Genomic DNA, 20,860 nt, shown 5'->3' with positions numbered 1-20,860 from the left:
TTAATTTTTTAAAAATCATCATCGTCATCATCAAAATCATCACCGCCGCCCATCACATCAAACTCTTTGAAATCATCATCCACTTTAAAATCATCTTCCTCTTCTGCGGCTTTCTTTTTTCCACCTGTAACACTCTTGACTTTTGATTTTGGTATATCAAACTCTTCAAAGTCAGGATCGTAATCATCACCCTCTTCGCCTTTGTTCCAGTCATCATCTTCCTCATCACCTGCATCATCATCGTCATCATCATCAGCTTTACCCTTGCCTTTTGATGCAACTGCTTTGCCACCCTTTTTCACAACAGGTTCATCATCCATTTCAAAATCATCATCGTCATCATCATCCTCTTCCTGGCTTTTTTTAGATTTGGTATCAGGCTTCTTTACCGGTTCGGATTTGTGAGATGAGTTGTCTTCGGTTTTCTTAATTGACTTTGCCATTTTTAAACAACGATTATGCTGTAAAATTTAAACGGGTTTTTGAATTAGCCAAACTTTTTTGATATTTTTTTTCTAAACATTTTCCCTTATGGATAAATGATCTGCTCTCTTCCCGGTCCGTTAGAAACATATTTCACTTCAACACCAAGATATTCATTGATGAAATTAAGATACGAATTCATCTGTTCAGGGAAATCGGCCCATGATTTACAATCCACAATGGGTTTGCTCCAGCCCTTAAAGGCTTTATATACAGGATCGATCTTTACTTTACTGATCTGGAAAGGAATCTCTTTAGTTTCTTTTCCTTCAACAAGATAGGAAGTACAAACTTCAAGATCAGTAAAACTATCCAGTATATCTGCCTTTGTCATTACAATTTGTGTAACACCGTTGATCATACAGGCAAATTTCAACGCTACCAGGTCAATCCAGCCGCACCGGCGTGGGCGCCCTGTTGTTGCGCCAAACTCATTTCCAATCTTACGTAATTTATCACCGGTTGCATCAAACAGCTCGGTAGGAAAAGGACCGCTGCCCACTCTTGTACAGTAAGCTTTGGTAATACCAATCACTTCACCAATTTTATTCGGTGCAATACCAAGTCCTGTACTTACACCTGCTGAAATTGTATTGGATGATGTTACAAAAGGAAAGGTTCCGAAATCTACATCGAGCATGCTGCCCTGTGCGCCTTCAGCTAACACACGTTTTCCTTCTGCAATTTTATTGTTGATGAAATATTCGCCATTAACAATATTCAGCTGTTTCAAAAACTCAATGCTTTCAAAGAATTCTTTTTCCCACTCGCTGATATCTTCTTTGAAATTATAATTATCGAGCAGTTGCTGGTGCTTTGCACGAAGCTTATTGTAAAGCACATTAAATTCAGGATCGAGCAGATCTCCAACACGTAAAGCATTCCGACCTGTTTTATCCATATATGCCGGGCCGATTCCTTTTAAGGTAGAACCAATTTTTTCATCACCCTTTGCCATCTCAGCTGCTTTATCTAATGCACGGTGCGTTGGAATGATTAAGTTGGTGCGTTCTGCAATGAATAAATTTTTCTTTACATCCACTCCCATGGAAGCAACCTTGTCGCATTCTCTTTTGAGTGTAACAGGATCGAGTACAACACCATTGCCAATTAAGTTCACAATGCCGTTATGAAAAATTCCGCTGGGGATTTGATGCAGCACTACTTTTTCACCTTTGACATACAAAGTATGTCCTGCATTTGGTCCGCCCTGGAAGCGTGCAATCACATCATAATTGGGAGCAAAAAAATCAACAATCTTTCCTTTTCCTTCGTCGCCCCATTGGAGGCCCAGAATTACATCAACCATAAAATAGTTTGAGTGGGTATTTGAAGCCGCAAAAATAAGAGAAACAGAAAGGGAAGACGAAATAAAAATTAAGTTGGGGAAAACTACTGTTCAGTATCGTACCGCTCCACTGTCTGGATGCCGGGTAATTTGTACAAACGGGCCACCATTTCATCAAGTTCATCTTTATCGTGTACAAAGATTTTAATGTTTCCTTCAAACACACCTTCCTTTGCTTCAATAGTGATGGCACTGATGTTCAACCTCATTTCGCTGATAAGACTGGTAATCTTACTAACTACACCTACATCATCAACCCCAATAATCTTTATACCGGTGAGGAAAGAAATTTCATTGTGCTTGGCCCACTTGGTTTTCACTACCCTGTGCCCGAAGTTCGAAAGCAATCTTGCAGCATTGGGGCAATTGGTACGATGAATGATCAACCCTTTGCCGGTTGATACAAAGCCAAACACATCATCGCCGGGAATTGGTTTGCAGCAATTGGCCAGTGTATAAACAATTCTGTCGCTGCTTTCTCCAAAAATGATGAGTTCAGAATCCTTGGGTGAAATAGGTTTATGTGGATCATAATCCGGCTTGGGTTCCATGGTTGGTTTCACCGGCTTGGGTAATTCCAGTTTATCACCATGCAGATGTAATTCTTTAATATCCTTGAGATCGATATTCTTTGTGGCAATTCTGTAATACAAATCCAGCTGCGAAGGAACCTTGTAGAAATGAACCAACGTATCAACGTTCTGCACATCAAAGCTGGCCCCCATTTGCTCCAGTTTGCGTTGAAGCACATATTTACCATCATCAGCCACTTTCCGTTTTTCTTCCTTCAGTGCATCTTTGATTTTGCTCCTTGCCTTGGCCGTTACAACAAAACTTAACCAGTCTTCACTTGGCCGTTGTTTACTGCTTGTAATGATCTCAATCTGGTCGCCACTGCGCAGCTTATGTGCAATAGGAACCAGCTTATGATTTACTTTGGCACCAATACATTTTCCGCCCACATCACTGTGTACACCAAATGCAAAATCAAGAGCTGTTGCTCCAAGCGGCAGCATTTTTACATCGCCCTTTGGTGTGTACACATAAATTTCTTCTGCAAGAAAAGAGCTTTTAAAATCCTGTAAAAAATCAAGAGAGCTGCTGTCCTGGTTATTCAGTACTTCACGGATATTATGAAACCATTTATCAAAACGGTCTTCATCACCACTCCCTTCTTTGTATTTCCAGTGAGCAGCCAAACCCTTCTCTGCAATCTCATTCATACGTTTGGTACGGATCTGCACTTCCACCCATTTACCTTGTGGACCCATTACAGTTGTATGCAGTGCTTCATACCCATTGCTCTTGGGATTACTCAGCCAATCACGCAATCGTTCAGGACTGGGCGTGTACATATCTGTAACAATTGAATAAGCTTTCCAGCAATCTTCTTTTTCTTTTTCCGGTGGGGCATCAATGAGCATACGGATGGCAAACAGATCATATACTTCTTCAAAGCTTACACCCTTCTTTTTTATTTTGTTGGATATGGAGTGGATGGATTTGGGTCTTCCATAAATTTCAAAACTGCTAAACCCAGCCCTTTCCATTTTTTCTTTAATGGGCTTGATGAATTCATTGATATAGCGACTGCGTTCACGTTTTGTTTCTGAAAGCTTGCGTGCAATTTCCTTGTAAATGTCCGGCTCCAGGTACTTCATGGAAAGATCTTCCATTTCCGTTTTGATATTATATAAGCCTAACCTGTGAGCTAATGGAGCATAGATATAAACCGTTTCACTGGAAATCTTCAGCTGCTTCTCCCGCTTCATACTGTCGAGCGTACGCATATTATGCAAACGATCCGCCAGCTTAATCAGGATTACTCTCGGATCATCCGTAAGCGTCAGTAAAATCTTTTTAAAATTTTCTGCCTGCTGTGTTGAATTGGCATCAACAACAGTAGAAATTTTGGTTAGCCCGTCAATGATCCTCGCAATTTCATTTCCAAATTCACGGGCTACATCTTCCAGCGTAATATCAGTATCCTCAACCGTATCATGTAATAAAGCGCAAATTGTTGAACGCACACCCAGCCCAATTTCTTCCACACAAATCTGTGCCACCGATAACGGATGCAGTATATATGGTTCGCCGCTTTTGCGGCGCATGGTTTTATGTGCATCTGCCGCCATTTCAAAGGCAGTACGCACCAGTTCCTTATCGCCTTTTTTGAGTTTTGTTTTGAGTGATCGTAACAAACTGCGGTAGTGACGAAGGATTTCCTTTTTTTCCTGTTCGGGAGTAAGGGTATAGGCCGGTATGGTCGTTGTCGATTCCAGTGGACCACGAATTTACGAAAAAGCTCCCTCCCAAAACGAATGAATACCTGAAACCCCCTACCTTTGCAGCCCGTTTTTAAACAAAAGTTCTTCCGGATGTGGTGAAATTGGTAGACACGTCAGACTTAGGATCTGATGCCGTAAGGTATGGGGGTTCGAGTCCCTTCATCCGGACCAAAAATCAAGCTATCAGCTAATTGCTGATAGCTAAAAGCTTCAAAATTATGGCTACAGTTACAAGAGAAAACATTGGTTTGTTAAATGACAAACTCACTGTAAAAATTACAAAAGAAGAATATTTTCCTGCGTTTGAAAAAACCTTGAAAACGTACAGCAAACAGGCAAATATTCCCGGCTTCCGTAAAGGCATGGTGCCTGCAGGAATGGTAAAGAAAATGTACGGCCCCGGTATGTTTACGGAAGAAGTGATCCGCAACATTGAAAAAGGACTGAACGATTACCTCGCAGCTGAAAAACTGGAAATTTTTGCCCAGCCCCTTCCACTGCCAAATGGCGATTTCAAACCAAATATGGACAGCCCTGCTGATTACAGTTTTGATTTTGAAGTTGGTTTAAAACCCGCTTTTGAAATCAACCTCGGCAATATCTCTGCTCCGTACTTCAGGGTAAAGGCAACGGCTGAAATGGTGAACGAAGAAATTGAGCGTTTACAAAACCGTTTCGGCAAAATGACCGAACCTGAAACTGTAAGCAGCGATGATAATGTATTGAACCTCACTTTTGAAGAAGTAGACGCAGCAGGTAATGCAGTTGAAGGTGGATTAAAGAAAGACAATTCATTGCTCGTAAAATATTTCTCTGAAGCTTACCGTCCGAAATTACAGGGCTTAAAGAAAGATGATACACTGGTGATTGAGCTGAACGATGCTTTTGAAGAAAAAGAACGCAGTTGGGTTGTAAGTGATCTCGGTTATAAAGAAGCGTCAGAAGCTGCAGGAAAATCATTCAAAATCACCATCACCAAAGTTGGTTTAATTGAAAAAAGAGAACTGAACGAAGAATTCTTTAAAGAAGCAGTTCCGGGAAAAGAAATTAAAACAGAAACTGAATTCCGTTCAGCACTGGAAGCAGATATCCAGGCTTACTGGGATAAACAAAGCAGCAACCAGATTCAGCATCATTTATACCATGTATTGTTAGAAGATGTGAAAATGGAACTGCCGGCTGATTTTTTAAAAAAATGGATGGCAACTTCTGGTGAGCAGGCAAAAACACCTGACCAGATTGAAGCTGAATACCCAACCTTTGATACACAGTTACGCTGGACTTTAATCACCGACAGAATCATTACCGAAAATAAACTGGATGTAACTCCTGAAGAACTGAGAGAAAATCTGAAACAGCAGGTACTGGGTTACTTCGGTGGAATGAACCTTGCAGATGGCAATGTTGAATGGCTGGATCAATATGTTGAAACCTTATTGAAAGATGAGCAGCAGGTTGACAGCACTTACCGTAAGCTGGTAACTGAAAAAGTATTTAACTGGGCTGAACAGCAGATTAAAAAAGAAGAGAAAGCAGTAAGCGCCGAAGAATTCATTAAAATGAATGAAGAACATCAACATCATCACCATTAATATGTACGAAGTACGAGGTTAGATGTACGATTTAAAAAGATACAGTCCCGCTGAGTAATTGGCGGGATTTTTATTTTGTCAGGCCGGTTGTTATTCAGCCATAATAACCGAACATCAACAACCGAAAACCACCAACTATAAAGTATCAACTGGTTTCCTCTGCCTTATTGTCCTGCTTTTATTCATTGCATGGTATTTGAAAACATTTCTATTTCAACCGATTACCTTAACTTCAAACCGGAAAAAAATTCACTATGGATATCAACAAAGAATTCGAAAAATATGCCGTGAAACATCGTGGTATCTCCGGCGCCACTCTGCATAATTATCAAACACAATTCAGCCCAACAAACCTTACGCCTTACATTATTGAAGAGCGCCCGATGAATGTTGCAAGCATGGATGTTTTCTCCCGTTTAATGATGGATCGTATCATTTTCCTGGGCGAACCAATTAATGATTATGTAGCCAACATTGTAACAGCACAGTTGCTGTTTCTGGAAAGTACCGATCGTACAAGAGATATCCAGATGTATATCAACAGCCCGGGCGGAAGTATTTATGCAGGCCTTGGCATTTATGATACCATGCAGTACATCACTCCCGATGTAAGTACTATCACAACTGGTATCGCCGCTTCAATGGGTGCCGTACTCATGTGCGCAGGTACCAAAGGAAAGCGTACTGCATTGAAACATTCACGCATCATGCTGCATCAGCCATACGGTGGTGCAGGTGGTCAGGCAACTGACATTCAGATCATGGTGAATGAAGTAAAAAAACTCAAAATAGAGTTGTACGAAATCATTGCTTATCACAGTGAACAAACCTATGATAAAGTAAAAGAGGACAGCGACCGGGATTTCTGGATGACTGCCAGCGAAGCAAAAGAGTATGGACTGGTGGATGAAGTATTGCTGATGAATCCAAGAAAAGTAAAAGAAAGCTAAACCATTAAAAAGTAAAACTATGTATCTGCATAATTCGAAATTTCCAGTTCGCTTTGAAGGCGAAGAAGATGATGAACCAAAAGAAAATCCGTTAGAAAATTTTACCGCAGCCGCATTTGGCCCTTACAATAAAAAATTCCTCGAAGACCGTAAGATCTTCTTTTGGGGTGTGGTACATGACAATTCTGCAAAAGAAATCGTCAATAAATTATTGTACCTCGAAGCCATGAAACCCGGCGAAGAAATCAAATTATATATCAACAGCCCGGGTGGTGTTGTAACCAGCGGTATGGTTATTTATGATACCATGCAAATGATCAGCTCACCTGTTAGTACCATCTGTATGGGTATGGCGGCCTCCATGGGTTCTATCCTGTTGAGCGGAGGTACAAAAGGCCGTCGTTTTATCTTCCCTCATGGCGAAGTAATGATTCATCAGCCAAGCATTGGCGGTGCTCAGGGAACCAGTGCCGATCTGGAAATTCTGGCTAATCAAATTGCCAAAACCAAAGAACTGGGAGCTAAAATTCTGGCAAAAAATTGCGGCAAATCGCTTGACCAGGTATTGAAAGACTTCGACCGTGATTATTGGATGGATGCCAATGAAGCCGTTGGTTATGGTATTGTTGATGGCGTTCTCGACAAATTATAAGAATTCAGATTAACTCATAAATAGGGAAAAAACACTGGTGTTTTTTCCTATTTTATTTATTCTATGCCCTTTACAAAGGTTTATTATCTTTGAAGGCGGTTTGCTCGTGCAGACCTGCCAAAAAAATCCATTTCAAATGGCAAAAAACAACATGTTGCATTGTTCATTTTGTGGCAGAAGCAGGGACGAAGTGAAGATATTAATTGCTGGCCAGGAAGGACATATTTGTGAAAACTGCGTTGAGCATGCACAGGAAATCATTGGTCAGGAATTACAACTCCGCAATGAAACCACTACTTCTAATTTTAAACTCAACGTCAAAAAGCCGGTTGAAATCAAACGGTTTTTAGATGAATACATTATTGGCCAGGACGATGCCAAGAAGGTACTGGCTGTTGCAGTTTACAATCACTACAAACGTTTAAAGCAAAAAACAGAAAGCGAAGTTGAAATTGAAAAAAGCAACATCGTTATGGTGGGTGAAACCGGTACCGGTAAAACCCTGCTGGCAAAAACCATTGCACGTTTGCTGAATGTTCCATTCGCTATAGTTGATGCAACGGTGTTTACAGAAGCCGGTTATGTAGGCGAAGATGTGGAAAGTATTCTTACACGTTTATTGCAGGTTTGTAATTATGACGTGGCTGCTGCTGAAAAAGGAATCGTTTACATTGATGAAATTGATAAGATAGCCCGTAAGGGTGATAACCCATCCATCACAAGAGATGTAAGTGGTGAAGGTGTGCAGCAGGGTATGCTGAAATTGCTGGAAGGAACAGAAGTACTGGTTCCACCACAAGGCGGAAGAAAACATCCTGAGCAGAAACTCATCAAAATTAACACACAGAATATTCTCTTCATTTGCGGTGGTGCGTTTGATGGTATTGACAGGGTAATTGCACGCAGAGTTAACACCAATGCAATTGGTTTTAATGTAAACAATGAAGAACAGGAACTGATGAAGAAGAACCTGCTGCAGTATGTAAATGCACAGGATCTGAAATCATTTGGTTTGATTCCTGAGTTACTGGGACGCTTGCCAATCGTTACTCATCTCAATCCATTGGACGCAGAAACACTTCGTCAGATTTTAACTGTTCCAAAAAATGCACTCATCAAACAGTATCATAAATTATTCGAGATAGAAGGCATTGAGTTAACGATTGATGATGATGTATATGATTTCATGGTAACAAAGGCAATGGAATATAAACTCGGCGCAAGAGGCTTACGCAGTATTTGCGAAAGCATTTTAACGGATGCAATGTTTGATTTGCCGGGCAGTGATGAAAAGAAATTCCATCTTACACTTGATTACGCAACACATAAGTTTGATAAGAGCAAATTAAGTATGCTGAAAGTAGCTTAGCCCCATTCCCTAAAGGGGTGTAAAAAATACATGAACCTGCTGATTGATCTCAGCAGGTTTTTTATTTGCGCCAATCACCCACATGGTATTTCATTAACTTTAAACCTGAAACATTAAACTATTTCTATGCAGGATTTAATTGACCGCTTAATGGCAGAAGGATTAACAGAAAAGCAGGCCTATAAAGCAATTGATGTAATTAAAAATTTCGCCAAAGAAAAGTTCCCCATTTTTGGCGGAGCCATTGATGGGTTATTTGGAAAGTATGGTAAAAAAGAAGAAGAGGATTTCCTGGATTGATGAAAATAAAAATGCCGCTTCAAAATTGAAACGGCTTTTTCTCATGTTGACTAATCTACTTTAAAACTTCTCTTGCAATAACAATTTTCTGTATTTCGCTGGTGCCTTCACCAATGGTACACAGCTTCGAATCTCTGTAATATTTTTCTACCGGAAAGTCTTTTGTGTAACCATAACCGCCAAAAATCTGCACGGCATCATTACTTGTTTTCACTGCAATTTCACTGGCATAATATTTTGCCATAGCTCCCGCTTCAGTAACTTTTTCACCACGATTTTTTAAATCAGCTGCTTTATTGATCAGTAACTCTGCAGCAGCTATTTCAGTAACCATATCCGCCAATTTAAAAGATATTCCCTGGAAATTTGAAATAGGCTGATCAAACTGGTAACGTTCCTGTGAATATTTCAACGCTGCTTCATAAGCTCCTTTTGCAATACCAAGTGACAGGGCCGCAATGGAAATCCTTCCACCATCTAAGATCTTCAATGCCTGTCTGAAACCATCTCCTACTTCACCAATCCTGTTTGCATCGGGAATGCGGCAGTTATCAAAAATCATTTCAGAAGTTTCACTGGCCCGCATGCCGAGTTTATTTTCCTTCTTACCTCCTCTAAACCCAGGCGTTCCTCTTTCCACAATAAAAGCAGTTGAATTGCTGCTGGTTCTTGGCTCACCAGTTCGTGCAATAACTACCGCCATTTCTGCACTGATTCCATGTGTAATCCAGCATTTGGTACCATTCAGTATCCAGTCATCACCTTCCTTTACAGCTGTAGTTTGCATATTGGCGGCATCACTTCCGGTGTTTGGTTCTGTTAATCCCCATGCACCTATCCATTCACCACTTGCCAGTTTTGGCAGATATTTTTTCTTTTGTTCTTCACTGGCACAATACAAAATATGCCCGGTGCAAAGTGAATTATGAGCTGCAAGACTTAATCCAACCGAGCCGCATACTTTCGATACCTCCACAATGGCTGCCACATATTCATGATACCCAAAACCACTACCCCCATATTGCTCAGGAACAAAAATGCCCATTAACCCAAGCTTACCCATTTCCTGTAATACATCTTTGGGGAAATGCTGGGTTTCATCCCACTCCATCACATACGGTTTAATATATTTTTGTGCAAAATCACGGGCTGTATCTGCCACATGTCCGGTCAATTCTGTTTGAGCAAAATTCATGTACTTGGTTTTATTGTTTCTAAGGTTACAACCTTTGCCTCTTTCTGGTTAAACAAGTTAGGCATTTGATTCCGGCAGGGCTTAAAAGAAGTTGAGCCATGAACTGATGCTCGAACCAGTACCATGACTCAACGATTTACATATAGCAATCAATCGAAACGGCTCTGCAAATATAGGAGATTTGCTAACATATGTTAGCGGAATAAAGAAAATATTTTTCCCCTTTATTCTACTGTCAGGTAAGGGGCTATTTTCCGGAGTAATAGTTCATCAACAGCGCCCAGCTTTTGCAAATCGGCAACTGACTTAAATTGACCATGTTCGTTCCTGTATTGCACAATGGCATTAGCGATGGCATATTTGATATAGGGATGAGCTTTTAACTCATCCAGCGTAGCATTGTTCAGGTTAATTTGTTTGATGGAAGATGATTTTACCATCAGCTTTGGCTTTATTGCCTGGAATGTTGAATCAGGCAATCCGAATGTTTCTCCCACTTGATCAACAGTAGCAAAACCTCCAAGCTTTGTGCGGAAATTGATAATACGCTGTGAAAGTTTACTGCCGATTCCGTATAGCTTTTTCCATTCAGTTGTGTCAGCCGTATTGATATCAATCACAAAATTTTTGCTTTCTGTTATCCCGGATTTCTTTTCAGTAACAGCTTCTGAAAAGCCAGTTCCTTCATTTTTATTTACTGCTGCCTTTTCAATCTGCACATAAGGAAGCAATCGTTCAACTTCTGCCTCACGTAATCCGTAAATACGTTTCAAATCTTCCGGCTTATAAAATTTTCCGCCCTTGTTCCGGTAATTAAGAATGGTTTTGATGGTCTTCTCTCTCAGCCCCAGCCGTTGCCATTCTTCTGTACTTGCAGTGTTAGGGTTGAAATAAAAGAATTCCCCAGCCGGTTCGTCTTTTTTGTACCTGTTGGTTGAAGCATATTTTGGTTCATACAATTGTTCATTCTGCTCATTGCTGTTTCTGTATTCGTTACGCTCAGGAATAATTTTCAATTGCGCCAGCTGATTTTCAGTTGCCGTATCAATAACCAACTCCATTTCGTCTTTTACTAAAAAAGGAAACATGGTTGGAAGAAGTGCAAACAATAATGCCGCAACAGCCAGCAGAATAACTGCACGTCGCTCTTTTTGGGAAAAGGTAAAATAATCCTTTATCCATTTGTTTTGGGTAAACTGCATACTTAAAAATAGCAGTTATCAAAAAAAAATCAAATACTACAAAGCGGGTAGTGAGGGGAGCCGGTTTAAAGCTCAAGCGTTAATCCATCGTAACTTAAATGAATTCCCGGTGGTAATTCACTTTCAATTTCATCATTTAAACCAAGCTGGTGGCTGATATGTGTGAAGTAAGCTTCAGGAACCTCAAGTTCCTGCACCTGTGCAATGGCCTCTTCCAGATTATAATGTGAGATATGTTTTGCTTTACGAAGAGCATTCAGCACCATTACCCTGCTGCCCTTTATTTTTTCCTTTTCTTCTTCTTCAATAAAATTTGCATCCGTGATGTAGGTAAACGGACCAAAACGAAAACCAAGTACCGGCATTTTTAAATGCCAAACCAATATAGGTTCAATCAACAGATCATTTATAACAAAGGGTTTATCTGTAATTGTATGCAGATTTATTTCCGGAACTCCGGGATACTTTGTATCAGAGAATGCATAATAAAAATCACGGCGCAATGCTTCTTCTGTTAAATAATTGCAGTAAACCTCCATTGGTTTTTTGGTAATGAAATTGAATGATCTTACATCATCTAATCCTGCCATGTGATCTTTATGCGGATGTGTGAAGATGATGGCATCTACTTTTTTTACATTCAACCGCAACATCTGGTAACGGAAATCAGGAGTGGTATCAACTACAATGGTTGTATCTGCAGTTTCAACCATGATACTGCTGCGTAAACGTTTATCCTTTTTGTTGGTGGAAGTACAAACTTCACAATCGCAGCCAATCATGGGAACTCCGCTGCTTGTGCCTGTGCCGAGAAATGTAATTTTAATGGGAGGATAGCTCACTTACTAAAAATACGAAATGAGAAATTAGAAATAAAAAATAAGAAAGTGATTGCTGCTGCATATACTTTCTCATTTGTCATTATACATTTTTTATTTCTCTGTTTCTTTCTTTTACTCCTCAGTTTGCTTTGCAGCTGCAAGCGCCATTACTTCATCATACAGCTTCTGCGATTCTGCCGTTAAGGCATCGTATGTAATATTTACCTGGGGAATTAAATCAATAACGGTACTGATACGGCTTTCAAGCAACAGGAATTTATTCAGCACCACCACTTTCCTGTCTTCCAGGATGCAATAGCCACTTTGAAAATTGCCTCTTTCATAACGCACCACATAACCACTCTCTTCGAGGATGGCTTCTAACTTATCTAAACCTGTTTGATTGTATTTCATAACCCTAACCCCTGTCCGACCAGTCATCCGGGCGGGCCTAAAGGGGGATTTTTCTATTTAAATATTGCTGCGAATCTACTTGTATATGGATTGTAACTGCAGATATTTTTTCCACAGCTTTTCCCTGACATTCTATTAACTATCGGCTATTTATTGGTCATCCGCACAACCGGTATGATCATTTCTTCAAGGCTTACTCCCCCATGCTGAAAGGTATTACGGTAGTAATTGGCGTAATAGTTATAATTGTTGGGATAACAGAGATACACATCTTCCCTGGCAAAAATGAATGAAGAATTTATAGTAGGCGTTGGCAATCCTATTTCTTTTGGATCACGGAACGACAGCACATCCTTGGGCTCATAGTTAAGATTCCGGCCATGTTTATACCGAATGTTGGTGGTGGTTTCCTTATCACCAACTACCTTGGCAGCCTTCTGCACACGGATACTTCCATGATCAGTTGCCATTACTACATTAATTTTCTTGTCCGCAATTTTTTTCAGTGCCTGGTACAAAGGAGAATGTTCGAACCAACTTGCTGTAATACTTCTGTAACTCTTTTCATCATTCGCCAGTTCTTTCAGTACTTCCATTTCTGTTCTGGCATGACTGAGCATATCCACAAAATTGTAAACGATCACATTGATATCGTTCTTCATCAGGTTGTGAATATTATTTACTAAATCTTGTCCTGCCTGGTGATTCACCACCTTAGTAAATGATGCTTTGAGATCGCCCTTGCCGAGACGTTGTAACTGTGCACGGAAAAATTCTTCTTCATGCATGTTTTTCCCGCCTTCATCATTGTCATTCTTCCACTGCTGTGGAAACTTCTTTTCAATATCAATCGGCATCATTCCACTAAAAATTGCATTGCGGCTGTATTGTGTAGCAGTGGGCAAAATGGCATAAAACGAATCTTCTTCTAAAATGCGGAAGCTTTCAGAAAAAATGGGTTGAATATATTTCCATTGATCAAACCGGAGGTTATCAATCAGGATAAAAAACAGGGGAACACCTTTTTCCAGGTGTGGTAATACTTTAAACTGCATCAGGTTATGGCTCATAATAGGAGCTTCTGTTGCTTTAGGGTTCAGCCACTGCGCATAGTTCCTTGAAATAAATTTAAAGAACTCATTATTGGCTTCACCTTTCTGTGTTTGCAGCACTTCACTCATTTCAGGACTGTCGGCCTTACTCATCTCCAGTTCCCAATACACTAACTTTTTATAGATCTCCATCCACTCATTGTAACTGGGACTGCTATTAAATGCCATGCACAAATTCCGAAACTGCTGCTGATAAGCTGATGTTGTTTTTTCAGACACCAGCCTTTTATTATCAATGATCTTTTTTAAACTGAGTAAAACCTGGTTGGGATTAACCGGTTTGATGAGGTAATCGCTAATCTGTGAACCAATAGCGTCATCCATCAGGTTCTCTGTTTCATTTTTTGTGATCAATACAATGGGAATGGATTGATTCACCTCTTTAATCTTAGTGAGTGTTTCCAACCCGGTAATGCCCGGCATGCTTTCATCCATCAGCACCACATCAACCGGGTTCTCTTTTACATAATCAATCGCATCAAAGCCATTTGTGAGTGTGTGTACTTCGTAACCCTTGCTTTCCAGAAAAAGTTTTTGCGATTGAAGACTTTCAATTTCATCATCAACCCAAAGAATTTTTGCAACTGCCATGTAGATGTTTGTTATTTAAAGTTAAGTACACAAGTTACAGGAATCAGGGCACAAGATATTACCTTTGCGCACTCGCAGGTTTGATATTTAACAGTTCAGGAAAATGAAATTCAGAAAGATAGTTAATGACCCGGTTTATGGTTTTATTACGTTTGATGACCACCTGATTTACCAGGTATTATCTCATCCTTTTTACCAACGTTTGCGCCGTATTCATCAAATGGCATTGGCACATATGGTGTACCCGGGTGCTGTACATTCAAGATTACATCACAGCATGGGCGCCTACCATTTAATGTGTTTAGCATTAAGTGAATTAAAAAGCAAGGGCTTTGAAATTACAGCTGAAGAAGAACAGGCAGCCAAACTGGCTATTCTGTTACATGATGTGGGGCATGGGCCTTTCAGTCATACGCTGGAACATGTGCTGATTGAAGATGTGCATCACGAAGAAATATCCCTGCTCATTTTTGAACATCTCAACAAAGAACTCAACGGGGCACTTGATCTGGCAATCTCCATTTTTAAAGGAACCTATCACAAACAATTCCTTCATCAGCTTATCAGCAGCCAGTTAGATGTGGACCGGATGGATTATCTCACCCGTGACAGCTTTTACAGCGGTGTGAGTGAAGGTGTAATTGGCTACGACCGCATTATTAAAATGCTCACCGTTCATAATAATGAATTACTGGTGGAGGAAAAAGCAATTTACAGTATTGAAAAATTCCTGGTGGCAAGAAGACTAATGTACTGGCAGGTGTACCTGCATAAAACAGTGCTGAGTGCAGAAAATATGCTGGTGAAAATTCTGGAAAGAGCCAGAATTCTCGCCAAGGATGAAACAGGCAATTTTTCATCATCGCCTGTTTTGGATGAGTTTTTAAGAACAACCCAGTCGGCAACTTTCATCCAAAATAACTTAGCCAAGTTTTGCGCACTGGATGATTATGATGTTATTGCCTCTATCAAAAAATGGGTCAATCATCCTGATAAGGTAATCAGCACTCTCAGCCTATGGCTTTTAAACAGGAACATGCTTAAAACAAAATTGAGAGTGCAGCCGTTTGATCAAAAAAGAAATTGAGGTCATGCAACAAAAAGTACAGAAGCATTTGTCTTTAACTGCAGAAGAAATCCCATTTTTTGTGTTTGATGGTATTGCTGAAAACCGGATGTACAACCCGGGCATTGAGCGTATCAACATCCTGTTTAAAGATGGTAGTGTAAGGGATATTTCAGAGATTGAATATGGATTGATTTACCAGGCAATCGACAGCCCGGCTAAAAAATTCTACCTTTGCCACCCTTCTTTAAAGTAAAAATGGCATTTGGAATCATAAAAGATTGTTTGTAAGCGTTTTTGAAAGTAACTTTAAAACATTAAGACAGGATACATGGATTTTTCGGCTTCGCAAATCGCACTTATCGTAAAAGGAACAATAGAGGGAGACCCTAATGTAACAGTTCGCTCTTTCAGTAAAATTGAAGAAGCGGTTGCGGGCCATCTCGCTTTCCTGGCCAATCCCAAATACGAAGATTATTTATATTCTACAGGCGCTTCAATCATCATCATTAATGATTCACTGGAGTTAAAACAGCCAGTGAGTGCGGCACTTATCCGTGTACCCGATGCTTATACTGCGTTTGCTACATTGCTCCAAGCCTACGAAAAGATGATGGAACAAAAGATGGTTGGTGTGCAGGAACCTTCATTTGTAGCTAAATCGGCTGTACTGGGAGAAAATGTTTTTGTGGGTGCCTTCAGCTATATTGGAGAAAATGTAAAGTTGGGAAAGAACGTAAAAGTTCATCCCCACTGCTATTTGGGAAATAATGTAGTTGTTGGTGATAACTGTGTTCTGCACCCGGGTGTAAAAATTTATCATGATTGTACCGTAGGTAATAAAGTTGCCATTCATGCCGGAACGGTACTCGGTGGCGATGGTTTTGGTTTTGCACCGCAGGCAGATGGCTCTTACAAGAAAGTTCCTCAAATTGGGAATGTCGTGATTGAAGATGAAGTGGAAATTGGTTCCAATTGTACCATCGACAGGGCAACAATGGGTTCAACAATCATTCGGAGAGGTGCGAAACTCGACAACCTGATTCAGGTAGCTCATAATGTTGAAATAGGAAGTTACACCGTAATTGCAGCCCAAACCGGCGTAAGCGGCAGTACAAAAATTGGCAACAATGTAATGATTGGCGGACAGGTTGGGATTGTTGGGCATATCAGCATTGCCGATGGAAGCCGAATTAATGCGCAAAGTGGCGTAAGTAAATCGATGAAAGCCCCCAATAGTGTGGTTACAGGTTCGCCAGCATTTGACTATACCAGCACCCTTCGCAGTCAGGCTATTTTCCGAAATCTCCCCGAAATGGAAAAGAGGATTGCTGAGCTGGAATTCCTCATAAAACAGCTGATTGCCGAGAAAGAAAGCATCTAGTTTTCAGCAGCTTTTCGTGCTTACAGGCAATTACCCTCTTTTTTATTACTTTCGTGCCCATGAACAGCAGTAACGGGAACGAAAACTCTAACCAACATACTTTAGCAGAATCGATCACTATTTCAGGTGTGGGCATTCATTCCGGTCATTCGGTTACAATGATCCTGGAACCAGCCGATCCCAATACCGGTATTGTTTTTCAACGTACTGACCTGAAAGATCAGCCAACAGTAAAGGCTGATGTGGATTTTGTTGTAGAAACCAACCGCAGTACAACTCTTTCAAATAATGGAGCAACCGTAAACACTGTTGAGCATTTGCTGGCTGCTTTTGTGGGCTGCGAAGTGGATAATGTACTTGTGAAAATTGATGGCCCTGAAATTCCTATCCTCGATGGAAGTTCACGCCCCTATGTTGAAGCCATTGAAAAAGTGGGCAGATTAAAACAAAATGCCATTAAGACATGGTACAGTATTGATCATAATATTTATTTTCTTGATGAGAATAAGAAAGTAGAAATGGTTGCTATGCCTTCTACTGATTACCGCATCAATACACTGATTGATTTCAACTCACCTGTACTTGGCACACAGCATGCCCAGTTGAGTAATGTGGGTGAGTTTAATTCAGAAATTGCTCCATGCCGTACGTTTTCATTTTTTCATGAATTGGAATACCTGCTCAAAAATAATCTCATTAAAGGCGGTGATCTGAACAATGCCATTGTGGTGGTGGATAAGCCAGTAAGTGATGAACAGCTGGAAACTTTATCAAAAGCATTTGGTAAAGAAAAATTTGCTATCACCAGCGAAGGATATCTCAATAATCTGAAATTAAGGTTTCCGAATGAACCTGCCCGTCATAAGTTGCTTGATCTTGTTGGTGATCTTGCACTGGTAGGAATGCCTTTCAAAGCTCATATCATTGCTAACCGTCCCGGTCATGCAAGCAATGTAGAGTTTGCAAGAAAGATCAAGGAGCATATTAAAAAGAACCGTTTCAAAGTAAACGTTCCGGTTTATTATCCTGAAAAAACACCGGTGCATGATGTAACGGCTATTGAAAAAATATTACCGCACCGTTATCCTTTTTTACTTGTTGATAAAGTGATTGAATTAACAGACACTTTAATTGTTGGTGTAAAAAATGTAACCTACAATGAGCCCTATTTCCAGGGACATTTTCCCGGCAACTATGTTATGCCCGGAGTGTTACAGATTGAAGCATTGGCACAATGTGGCGGTGTACGGGCCATTCCAAAAAATACAGAAGACAAATACGATACCTACTTTCTTAAAGTGGACAACTGTAAATTCAAACAGAAAGTTGTTCCCGGCGATACCTTAATTTTAAAAATGGAATTAAAAAGTCCGATACGGCGTGGTATTTGCGAAATGAGAGGAACTATTTTTGTGGGCAGCAAAGTGGTATGCGAAGCCGATCTTACTGCTCAAATTGTAAAACGACCTAAGAATGATTAGTAACCTTGCCCATATTCACCCGAAAGCTCAGATAGGAGCCAATGTTACCATTGACCCATTTGCTATGATTCATGATGATGTTGTCATTGGTGATGGCACGCATGTCATGAGCAATGTTACCATTTTTCCCTGTTCAAGAATTGGAAAGAATTGCAGAATATTTCCCGGTGCTGTCATTGGTGCTGTTCCGCAGGATTTGAAATACAGGGGTGAATATACATTGGCTGAAATTGGAGATAACACAACCATCCGTGAATGTGTAACTGTTCACCGTGGTACAACAGAAAAAAATACGACAAAGGTTGGCAGCAACTGTTTGATCATGCCGTATGCGCATGTGGCACATGATTGTATTGTTGGCAACAATGTTATTCTTGCAAACTCTGTACAGCTGGCCGGACACGTTACAGTAGATGATTTCGCCATTATTGGCGGCCTCAGTGCAGCTCACCAGTTTACACATATTGGACGTCATACATACATTGCCGGGATGAGCGCTATCCGTAAAGACGTTCCTCCGTTTGTAAAAGCAGCAAGAGAGCCGTTGAGTTATGTGGGTATTAATAATGTTGGCTTGAGCCGCAGGGGCTATTCAAAAGAAACCATTGAAGAGATCTTTAAGATTTATCATATCCTGTTTGTAGAAAAACATATTGTGTCAAAAGCTGTTGAGCTGATTGAGCAAATGTTACCTTATACTGAAACAAGAGATGAGATCCTGAACTTTATTAAAAAATCTGAGATCGGTGTCATCAAACGTAAATCTCAAAATGCAACTGATGAAGATATTGCTTTCTGATGCCGGTAAGCGATATAACAGGGAATGGATCTTTCGTCACTTCACTTACGAATTTAATCATGGTAATGCCTATGCCATTACCGGGAACAACGGTTCAGGCAAATCAACTTTACTGCAGGTAATTGCAGGTGCAGTTCAGCATTCCGAAGGGAAGGTTGATTTTTATAAAACAGAAAAACCTGTTTCATCAGAAAATCATCATCAGTATCTCAGCATTGCAGCTCCCTATTTAGAGCTGCCGGAAGAAATGACATTGATTGAATTCTTAAGCTTTCATCAATCCTTCAAACCTTTTCTTTCATCACTCTCTGTTCAGAATATCATTTCTATTCTTGGTCTGGAAAAAGCAATCGACAAACAGATCCGCAATTATAGCAGCGGTATGAAGCAACGAGTTAAACTGGCGCAGGCAATTTTAAGTAATGTGCCAGTTGTTTTATTAGATGAACCCTGCACAAACTTAGATGCAGATGGCATTTCGTTATATCATCGCCTCATTAATGAATATTGCGGAGACCGTTTGGTAATCGTCAGCAGTAACGATGAAGAGGAATATAATTTCTGCAATTTCAAGATTGGCATAGGTGATTATAAAAACTGAGCTTATGTATTTCCATCATCTCTCCAACATCAAAGCAAAAGAACAATTCCCCGGCTACTCCGGCAAGTTTATTCATACAGGAACATCCACCATTGCCTTCTGGGAAATTACCGCCAACTCTCCTATTCCTGAACATTCCCATTTTCATGAGCAGATCATGCATGTAGTAGAAGGAGTATTTGAATTAACAGTTGACGGGCAAACAGAACAGTTAACAGCCGGTGCAATTGTTACCATTCCGTCCAACGTAAAACATGGAGGCAAAGCCATCAGTAATTGTAAAGTGATAGATGTATTTATGCCAGAGAGGGAAGATTATAAATAAACTATTACCAGCCAGTTGCTAATAAATTCCTGGCTCCTTTTATTCCGCACTTTTGATATTGATGATAAGCTGATGCCGCCCTCGTTCTGATTTGTTCACCGGTTTCGTTTTTTATCCAGCCATCAATTGCAGCTTTTAACGTGTACGCTTCCGGACTCATTAAACCATTGCTCCATAAAATTGGGTTTGCGCCTGTTTCCTTTACATGTGAAGAGAAATACTTTTTGCTGATGCAGGCAAGTATAACTGCATCTCTTTTTTTATCATTTGTCGCTTTATACTTTTCATTGATACTGAAATCCATTAACCCATCATGCCCGATAAAAGCAAGCAGATTGGCATTACCTCCACTATACAAAGTATCATTTCCGTTTAAAATAAAATCATCAAAACTACCTGCACAGCTTTTTAGAAAATCAATTGTTGTCTGTTGTATTTTTGCTCCATCATAAGCATCAGCAACTAAGTACACATTTTCGGTTTTATGTTTAAACAGACATCTCTCTAAAACTATTCCTGATCTCTGCTCAGTTTTAATCAGTTTCCAGTCAGCCTGTTTTTTGAAATATGATTTCACTCCATATGCAGCACCCCAATACAAATTTTTTTCTGGATCCTGCCCATTTCCAATTGCTGCAGGCACTTTTACAATTCTCTGGTTGATATTATCGCAAAGGGCAACAAATACATGAATGACTTTTGATTTATTTTGTTTTGGAGGAGCAACAGGAATGCCAGTCGTTTTTCCGGAAGAAACAGGCGACTTCCTTTTTAAGCCACAAGAGATGCTATTGACTAAAGCAAGAGAAAAGAACAGCAGATGAATCAGCATTGATGAAGTCTTTTTCATAAGATGCAATTTGTGTTGCAGTCCACAATTTCCAAAT

General features: G+C 40.1%; 19 protein-coding genes, 1 tRNA gene and 1 pseudogene. 12 read left to right on the top strand and 9 right to left on the bottom strand.

The features are described 5' to 3' along the window. Positions 1-8: 8 nt before the first annotated feature. From IPK31_11270 to IPK31_11260, 3 genes are all read right to left on the bottom strand, one after another. Positions 9-443 (bottom strand): hypothetical protein, encoded by a 435-nt coding sequence (locus IPK31_11270; GenBank protein ID MBK8088474.1) that lies wholly within the window; start codon positions 441-443, stop codon positions 9-11. Positions 444-529: 86 nt separating this feature from the next. Then, positions 530-1,792, bottom strand: coding sequence for an adenylosuccinate synthase (locus tag IPK31_11265; protein ID MBK8088473.1), 1,263 nt, complete (start codon positions 1,790-1,792; stop codon positions 530-532). A gap of 83 nt (positions 1,793-1,875) precedes the next feature. Continuing rightward, a complete protein-coding gene (locus IPK31_11260; GenBank protein ID MBK8088472.1) occupies positions 1,876-4,113 on the bottom strand; it encodes a bifunctional (p)ppGpp synthetase/guanosine-3',5'-bis(diphosphate) 3'-pyrophosphohydrolase in 2,238 nt (745 codons plus the stop codon). 92 nt (positions 4,114-4,205) lie between these two features. Between IPK31_11260 and IPK31_11255 the strand changes: the two genes are divergently transcribed. The 6 genes from IPK31_11255 to IPK31_11230 all read left to right on the top strand — a co-directional run bounded on the left by IPK31_11255 (position 4,206) and on the right by IPK31_11230 (position 8,982). Beyond that, positions 4,206-4,290, top strand: a tRNA-Leu gene (locus IPK31_11255). Between the two features lie 47 nt (positions 4,291-4,337). Beyond that, on the top strand, positions 4,338-5,711 hold the full coding sequence (tig, locus tag IPK31_11250; protein MBK8088471.1) for a trigger factor: 1,374 nt from the start codon (positions 4,338-4,340) through the stop codon (positions 5,709-5,711). A gap of 254 nt (positions 5,712-5,965) precedes the next feature. Beyond that, entirely contained in the window at positions 5,966-6,661 is a 696-nt protein-coding gene (locus IPK31_11245; GenBank protein MBK8088470.1) for an ATP-dependent Clp protease proteolytic subunit, read from the top strand. Between the two features lie 19 nt (positions 6,662-6,680). Further along, positions 6,681-7,313, top strand: a complete 633-nt coding sequence (locus tag IPK31_11240; protein MBK8088469.1) for an ATP-dependent Clp protease proteolytic subunit — start codon at positions 6,681-6,683, stop codon at positions 7,311-7,313. Between the two features lie 136 nt (positions 7,314-7,449). Beyond that, entirely contained in the window at positions 7,450-8,682 is a 1,233-nt protein-coding gene (gene clpX / locus IPK31_11235) for an ATP-dependent Clp protease ATP-binding subunit ClpX (protein MBK8088468.1), read from the top strand. Between the two features lie 126 nt (positions 8,683-8,808). Further along, complete coding sequence (locus tag IPK31_11230) at positions 8,809-8,982, top strand: hypothetical protein (protein MBK8088467.1); 174 nt, start codon at positions 8,809-8,811, stop codon at positions 8,980-8,982. A gap of 55 nt (positions 8,983-9,037) precedes the next feature. On the opposite strand, the gene IPK31_11225 is transcribed toward IPK31_11230, so the two are convergent. The 5 genes from IPK31_11225 to IPK31_11205 all read right to left on the bottom strand — a co-directional run bounded on the left by IPK31_11225 (position 9,038) and on the right by IPK31_11205 (position 14,317). Beyond that, positions 9,038-10,177 (bottom strand): acyl-CoA dehydrogenase family protein, encoded by a 1,140-nt coding sequence (locus IPK31_11225; protein MBK8088466.1) that lies wholly within the window; start codon positions 10,175-10,177, stop codon positions 9,038-9,040. Between the two features lie 224 nt (positions 10,178-10,401). Then, positions 10,402-11,379, bottom strand: a complete 978-nt coding sequence (locus IPK31_11220) for a helix-hairpin-helix domain-containing protein (protein MBK8088465.1) — start codon at positions 11,377-11,379, stop codon at positions 10,402-10,404. Positions 11,380-11,444: 65 nt separating this feature from the next. Beyond that, positions 11,445-12,161 (bottom strand): MBL fold metallo-hydrolase, encoded by a 717-nt coding sequence (locus tag IPK31_11215; GenBank protein MBK8088464.1) that lies wholly within the window; start codon positions 12,159-12,161, stop codon positions 11,445-11,447. 171 nt (positions 12,162-12,332) lie between these two features. Further along, the gene (locus IPK31_11210) at positions 12,333-12,614 is read right to left on the bottom strand and encodes a hypothetical protein (GenBank protein ID MBK8088463.1); all 282 of its coding nucleotides are present in this window, start codon (positions 12,612-12,614) and stop codon (positions 12,333-12,335) included. Between the two features lie 146 nt (positions 12,615-12,760). Further along, positions 12,761-14,317: a PglZ domain-containing protein gene (locus IPK31_11205; GenBank protein MBK8088462.1), complete on the bottom strand. Its 1,557-nt coding sequence runs from the start codon at positions 14,315-14,317 to the stop codon at positions 12,761-12,763. A 103-nt stretch (positions 14,318-14,420) separates the two neighbouring features. Between IPK31_11205 and IPK31_11200 the strand changes: the two are divergent. The 6 genes and pseudogenes from IPK31_11200 (at position 14,421) to IPK31_11175 (ending at position 19,973) form a co-directional block, all read left to right on the top strand. Beyond that, positions 14,421-15,639 (top strand): annotated as a pseudogene (locus tag IPK31_11200) (HD domain-containing protein). A gap of 75 nt (positions 15,640-15,714) precedes the next feature. After that, positions 15,715-16,767 carry a UDP-3-O-(3-hydroxymyristoyl)glucosamine N-acyltransferase gene (lpxD, locus tag IPK31_11195; protein MBK8088461.1) on the top strand — a complete coding sequence of 351 codons (1,053 nt, stop codon included), beginning with the start codon at positions 15,715-15,717 and terminating at the stop codon, positions 16,765-16,767. A 59-nt stretch (positions 16,768-16,826) separates the two neighbouring features. Then, positions 16,827-18,248, top strand: a complete 1,422-nt coding sequence (locus IPK31_11190) for a bifunctional UDP-3-O-[3-hydroxymyristoyl] N-acetylglucosamine deacetylase/3-hydroxyacyl-ACP dehydratase (GenBank protein MBK8088460.1) — start codon at positions 16,827-16,829, stop codon at positions 18,246-18,248. Continuing rightward, positions 18,241-19,047, top strand: coding sequence for an acyl-ACP--UDP-N-acetylglucosamine O-acyltransferase (gene lpxA / locus IPK31_11185; GenBank protein ID MBK8088459.1), 807 nt, complete (start codon positions 18,241-18,243; stop codon positions 19,045-19,047). The genes IPK31_11190 and lpxA overlap by 8 nt, the downstream gene beginning before the upstream one ends. Next, on the top strand, positions 19,028-19,648 hold the full coding sequence (locus IPK31_11180) for an ATP-binding cassette domain-containing protein (GenBank protein ID MBK8088458.1): 621 nt from the start codon (positions 19,028-19,030) through the stop codon (positions 19,646-19,648). The genes lpxA and IPK31_11180 overlap by 20 nt, the downstream gene beginning before the upstream one ends. A gap of 4 nt (positions 19,649-19,652) precedes the next feature. Then, the gene (locus tag IPK31_11175) at positions 19,653-19,973 is read left to right on the top strand and encodes a cupin domain-containing protein (protein MBK8088457.1); all 321 of its coding nucleotides are present in this window, start codon (positions 19,653-19,655) and stop codon (positions 19,971-19,973) included. A 4-nt stretch (positions 19,974-19,977) separates the two neighbouring features. Here IPK31_11175 and IPK31_11170 read toward each other — a convergent pair whose 3' ends face one another. Continuing rightward, entirely contained in the window at positions 19,978-20,706 is a 729-nt protein-coding gene (locus tag IPK31_11170) for a hypothetical protein (protein MBK8088456.1), read from the bottom strand. Positions 20,707-20,860 lie beyond the last annotated feature (154 nt).

Source organism: Chitinophagaceae bacterium (assembly GCA_016713085.1).
Classification (GTDB): domain Bacteria; phylum Bacteroidota; class Bacteroidia; order Chitinophagales; family Chitinophagaceae; genus Lacibacter.
The sequence above is the reverse complement of the archived record's forward strand: the minus strand, read 5'-3'. Positions and strand labels throughout refer to the sequence as shown.

Bases quoted from the DNA above. Each gene is read 5' to 3' on its own strand.
- IPK31_11220 (MBK8088465.1), bottom strand. From the start codon at position 11,379: ATGCAGTTTACCCAAAACAAATGGATAAAGGATTATTTTACCTTTTCC.
- IPK31_11245 (MBK8088470.1), top strand. From the start codon at position 5,966: ATGGATATCAACAAAGAATTCGAAAAATATGCCGTGAAACATCGTGGT.
- IPK31_11230 (MBK8088467.1), top strand. From the start codon at position 8,809: ATGCAGGATTTAATTGACCGCTTAATGGCAGAAGGATTAACAGAAAAG.
- IPK31_11215 (MBK8088464.1), bottom strand. From the start codon at position 12,161: ATGATTGGCTGCGATTGTGAAGTTTGTACTTCCACCAACAAAAAGGAT.
- IPK31_11205 (MBK8088462.1), bottom strand. From the start codon at position 14,317: ATGGCAGTTGCAAAAATTCTTTGGGTTGATGATGAAATTGAAAGTCTT.
- IPK31_11270 (MBK8088474.1), bottom strand. From the start codon at position 443: ATGGCAAAGTCAATTAAGAAAACCGAAGACAACTCATCTCACAAATCC.
- IPK31_11190 (MBK8088460.1), top strand. From the start codon at position 16,827: ATGAACAGCAGTAACGGGAACGAAAACTCTAACCAACATACTTTAGCA.
- IPK31_11180 (MBK8088458.1), top strand. From the start codon at position 19,028: ATGAAGATATTGCTTTCTGATGCCGGTAAGCGATATAACAGGGAATGG.
- IPK31_11225 (MBK8088466.1), bottom strand. From the start codon at position 10,177: ATGAATTTTGCTCAAACAGAATTGACCGGACATGTGGCAGATACAGCC.
- IPK31_11175 (MBK8088457.1), top strand. From the start codon at position 19,653: ATGTATTTCCATCATCTCTCCAACATCAAAGCAAAAGAACAATTCCCC.
- tig (MBK8088471.1), top strand. From the start codon at position 4,338: ATGGCTACAGTTACAAGAGAAAACATTGGTTTGTTAAATGACAAACTC.
- lpxD (MBK8088461.1), top strand. From the start codon at position 15,715: ATGGATTTTTCGGCTTCGCAAATCGCACTTATCGTAAAAGGAACAATA.
- clpX (MBK8088468.1), top strand. From the start codon at position 7,450: ATGGCAAAAAACAACATGTTGCATTGTTCATTTTGTGGCAGAAGCAGG.
- IPK31_11265 (MBK8088473.1), bottom strand. From the start codon at position 1,792: ATGGTTGATGTAATTCTGGGCCTCCAATGGGGCGACGAAGGAAAAGGA.
- IPK31_11210 (MBK8088463.1), bottom strand. From the start codon at position 12,614: ATGAAATACAATCAAACAGGTTTAGATAAGTTAGAAGCCATCCTCGAA.
- IPK31_11240 (MBK8088469.1), top strand. From the start codon at position 6,681: ATGTATCTGCATAATTCGAAATTTCCAGTTCGCTTTGAAGGCGAAGAA.
- lpxA (MBK8088459.1), top strand. From the start codon at position 18,241: ATGATTAGTAACCTTGCCCATATTCACCCGAAAGCTCAGATAGGAGCC.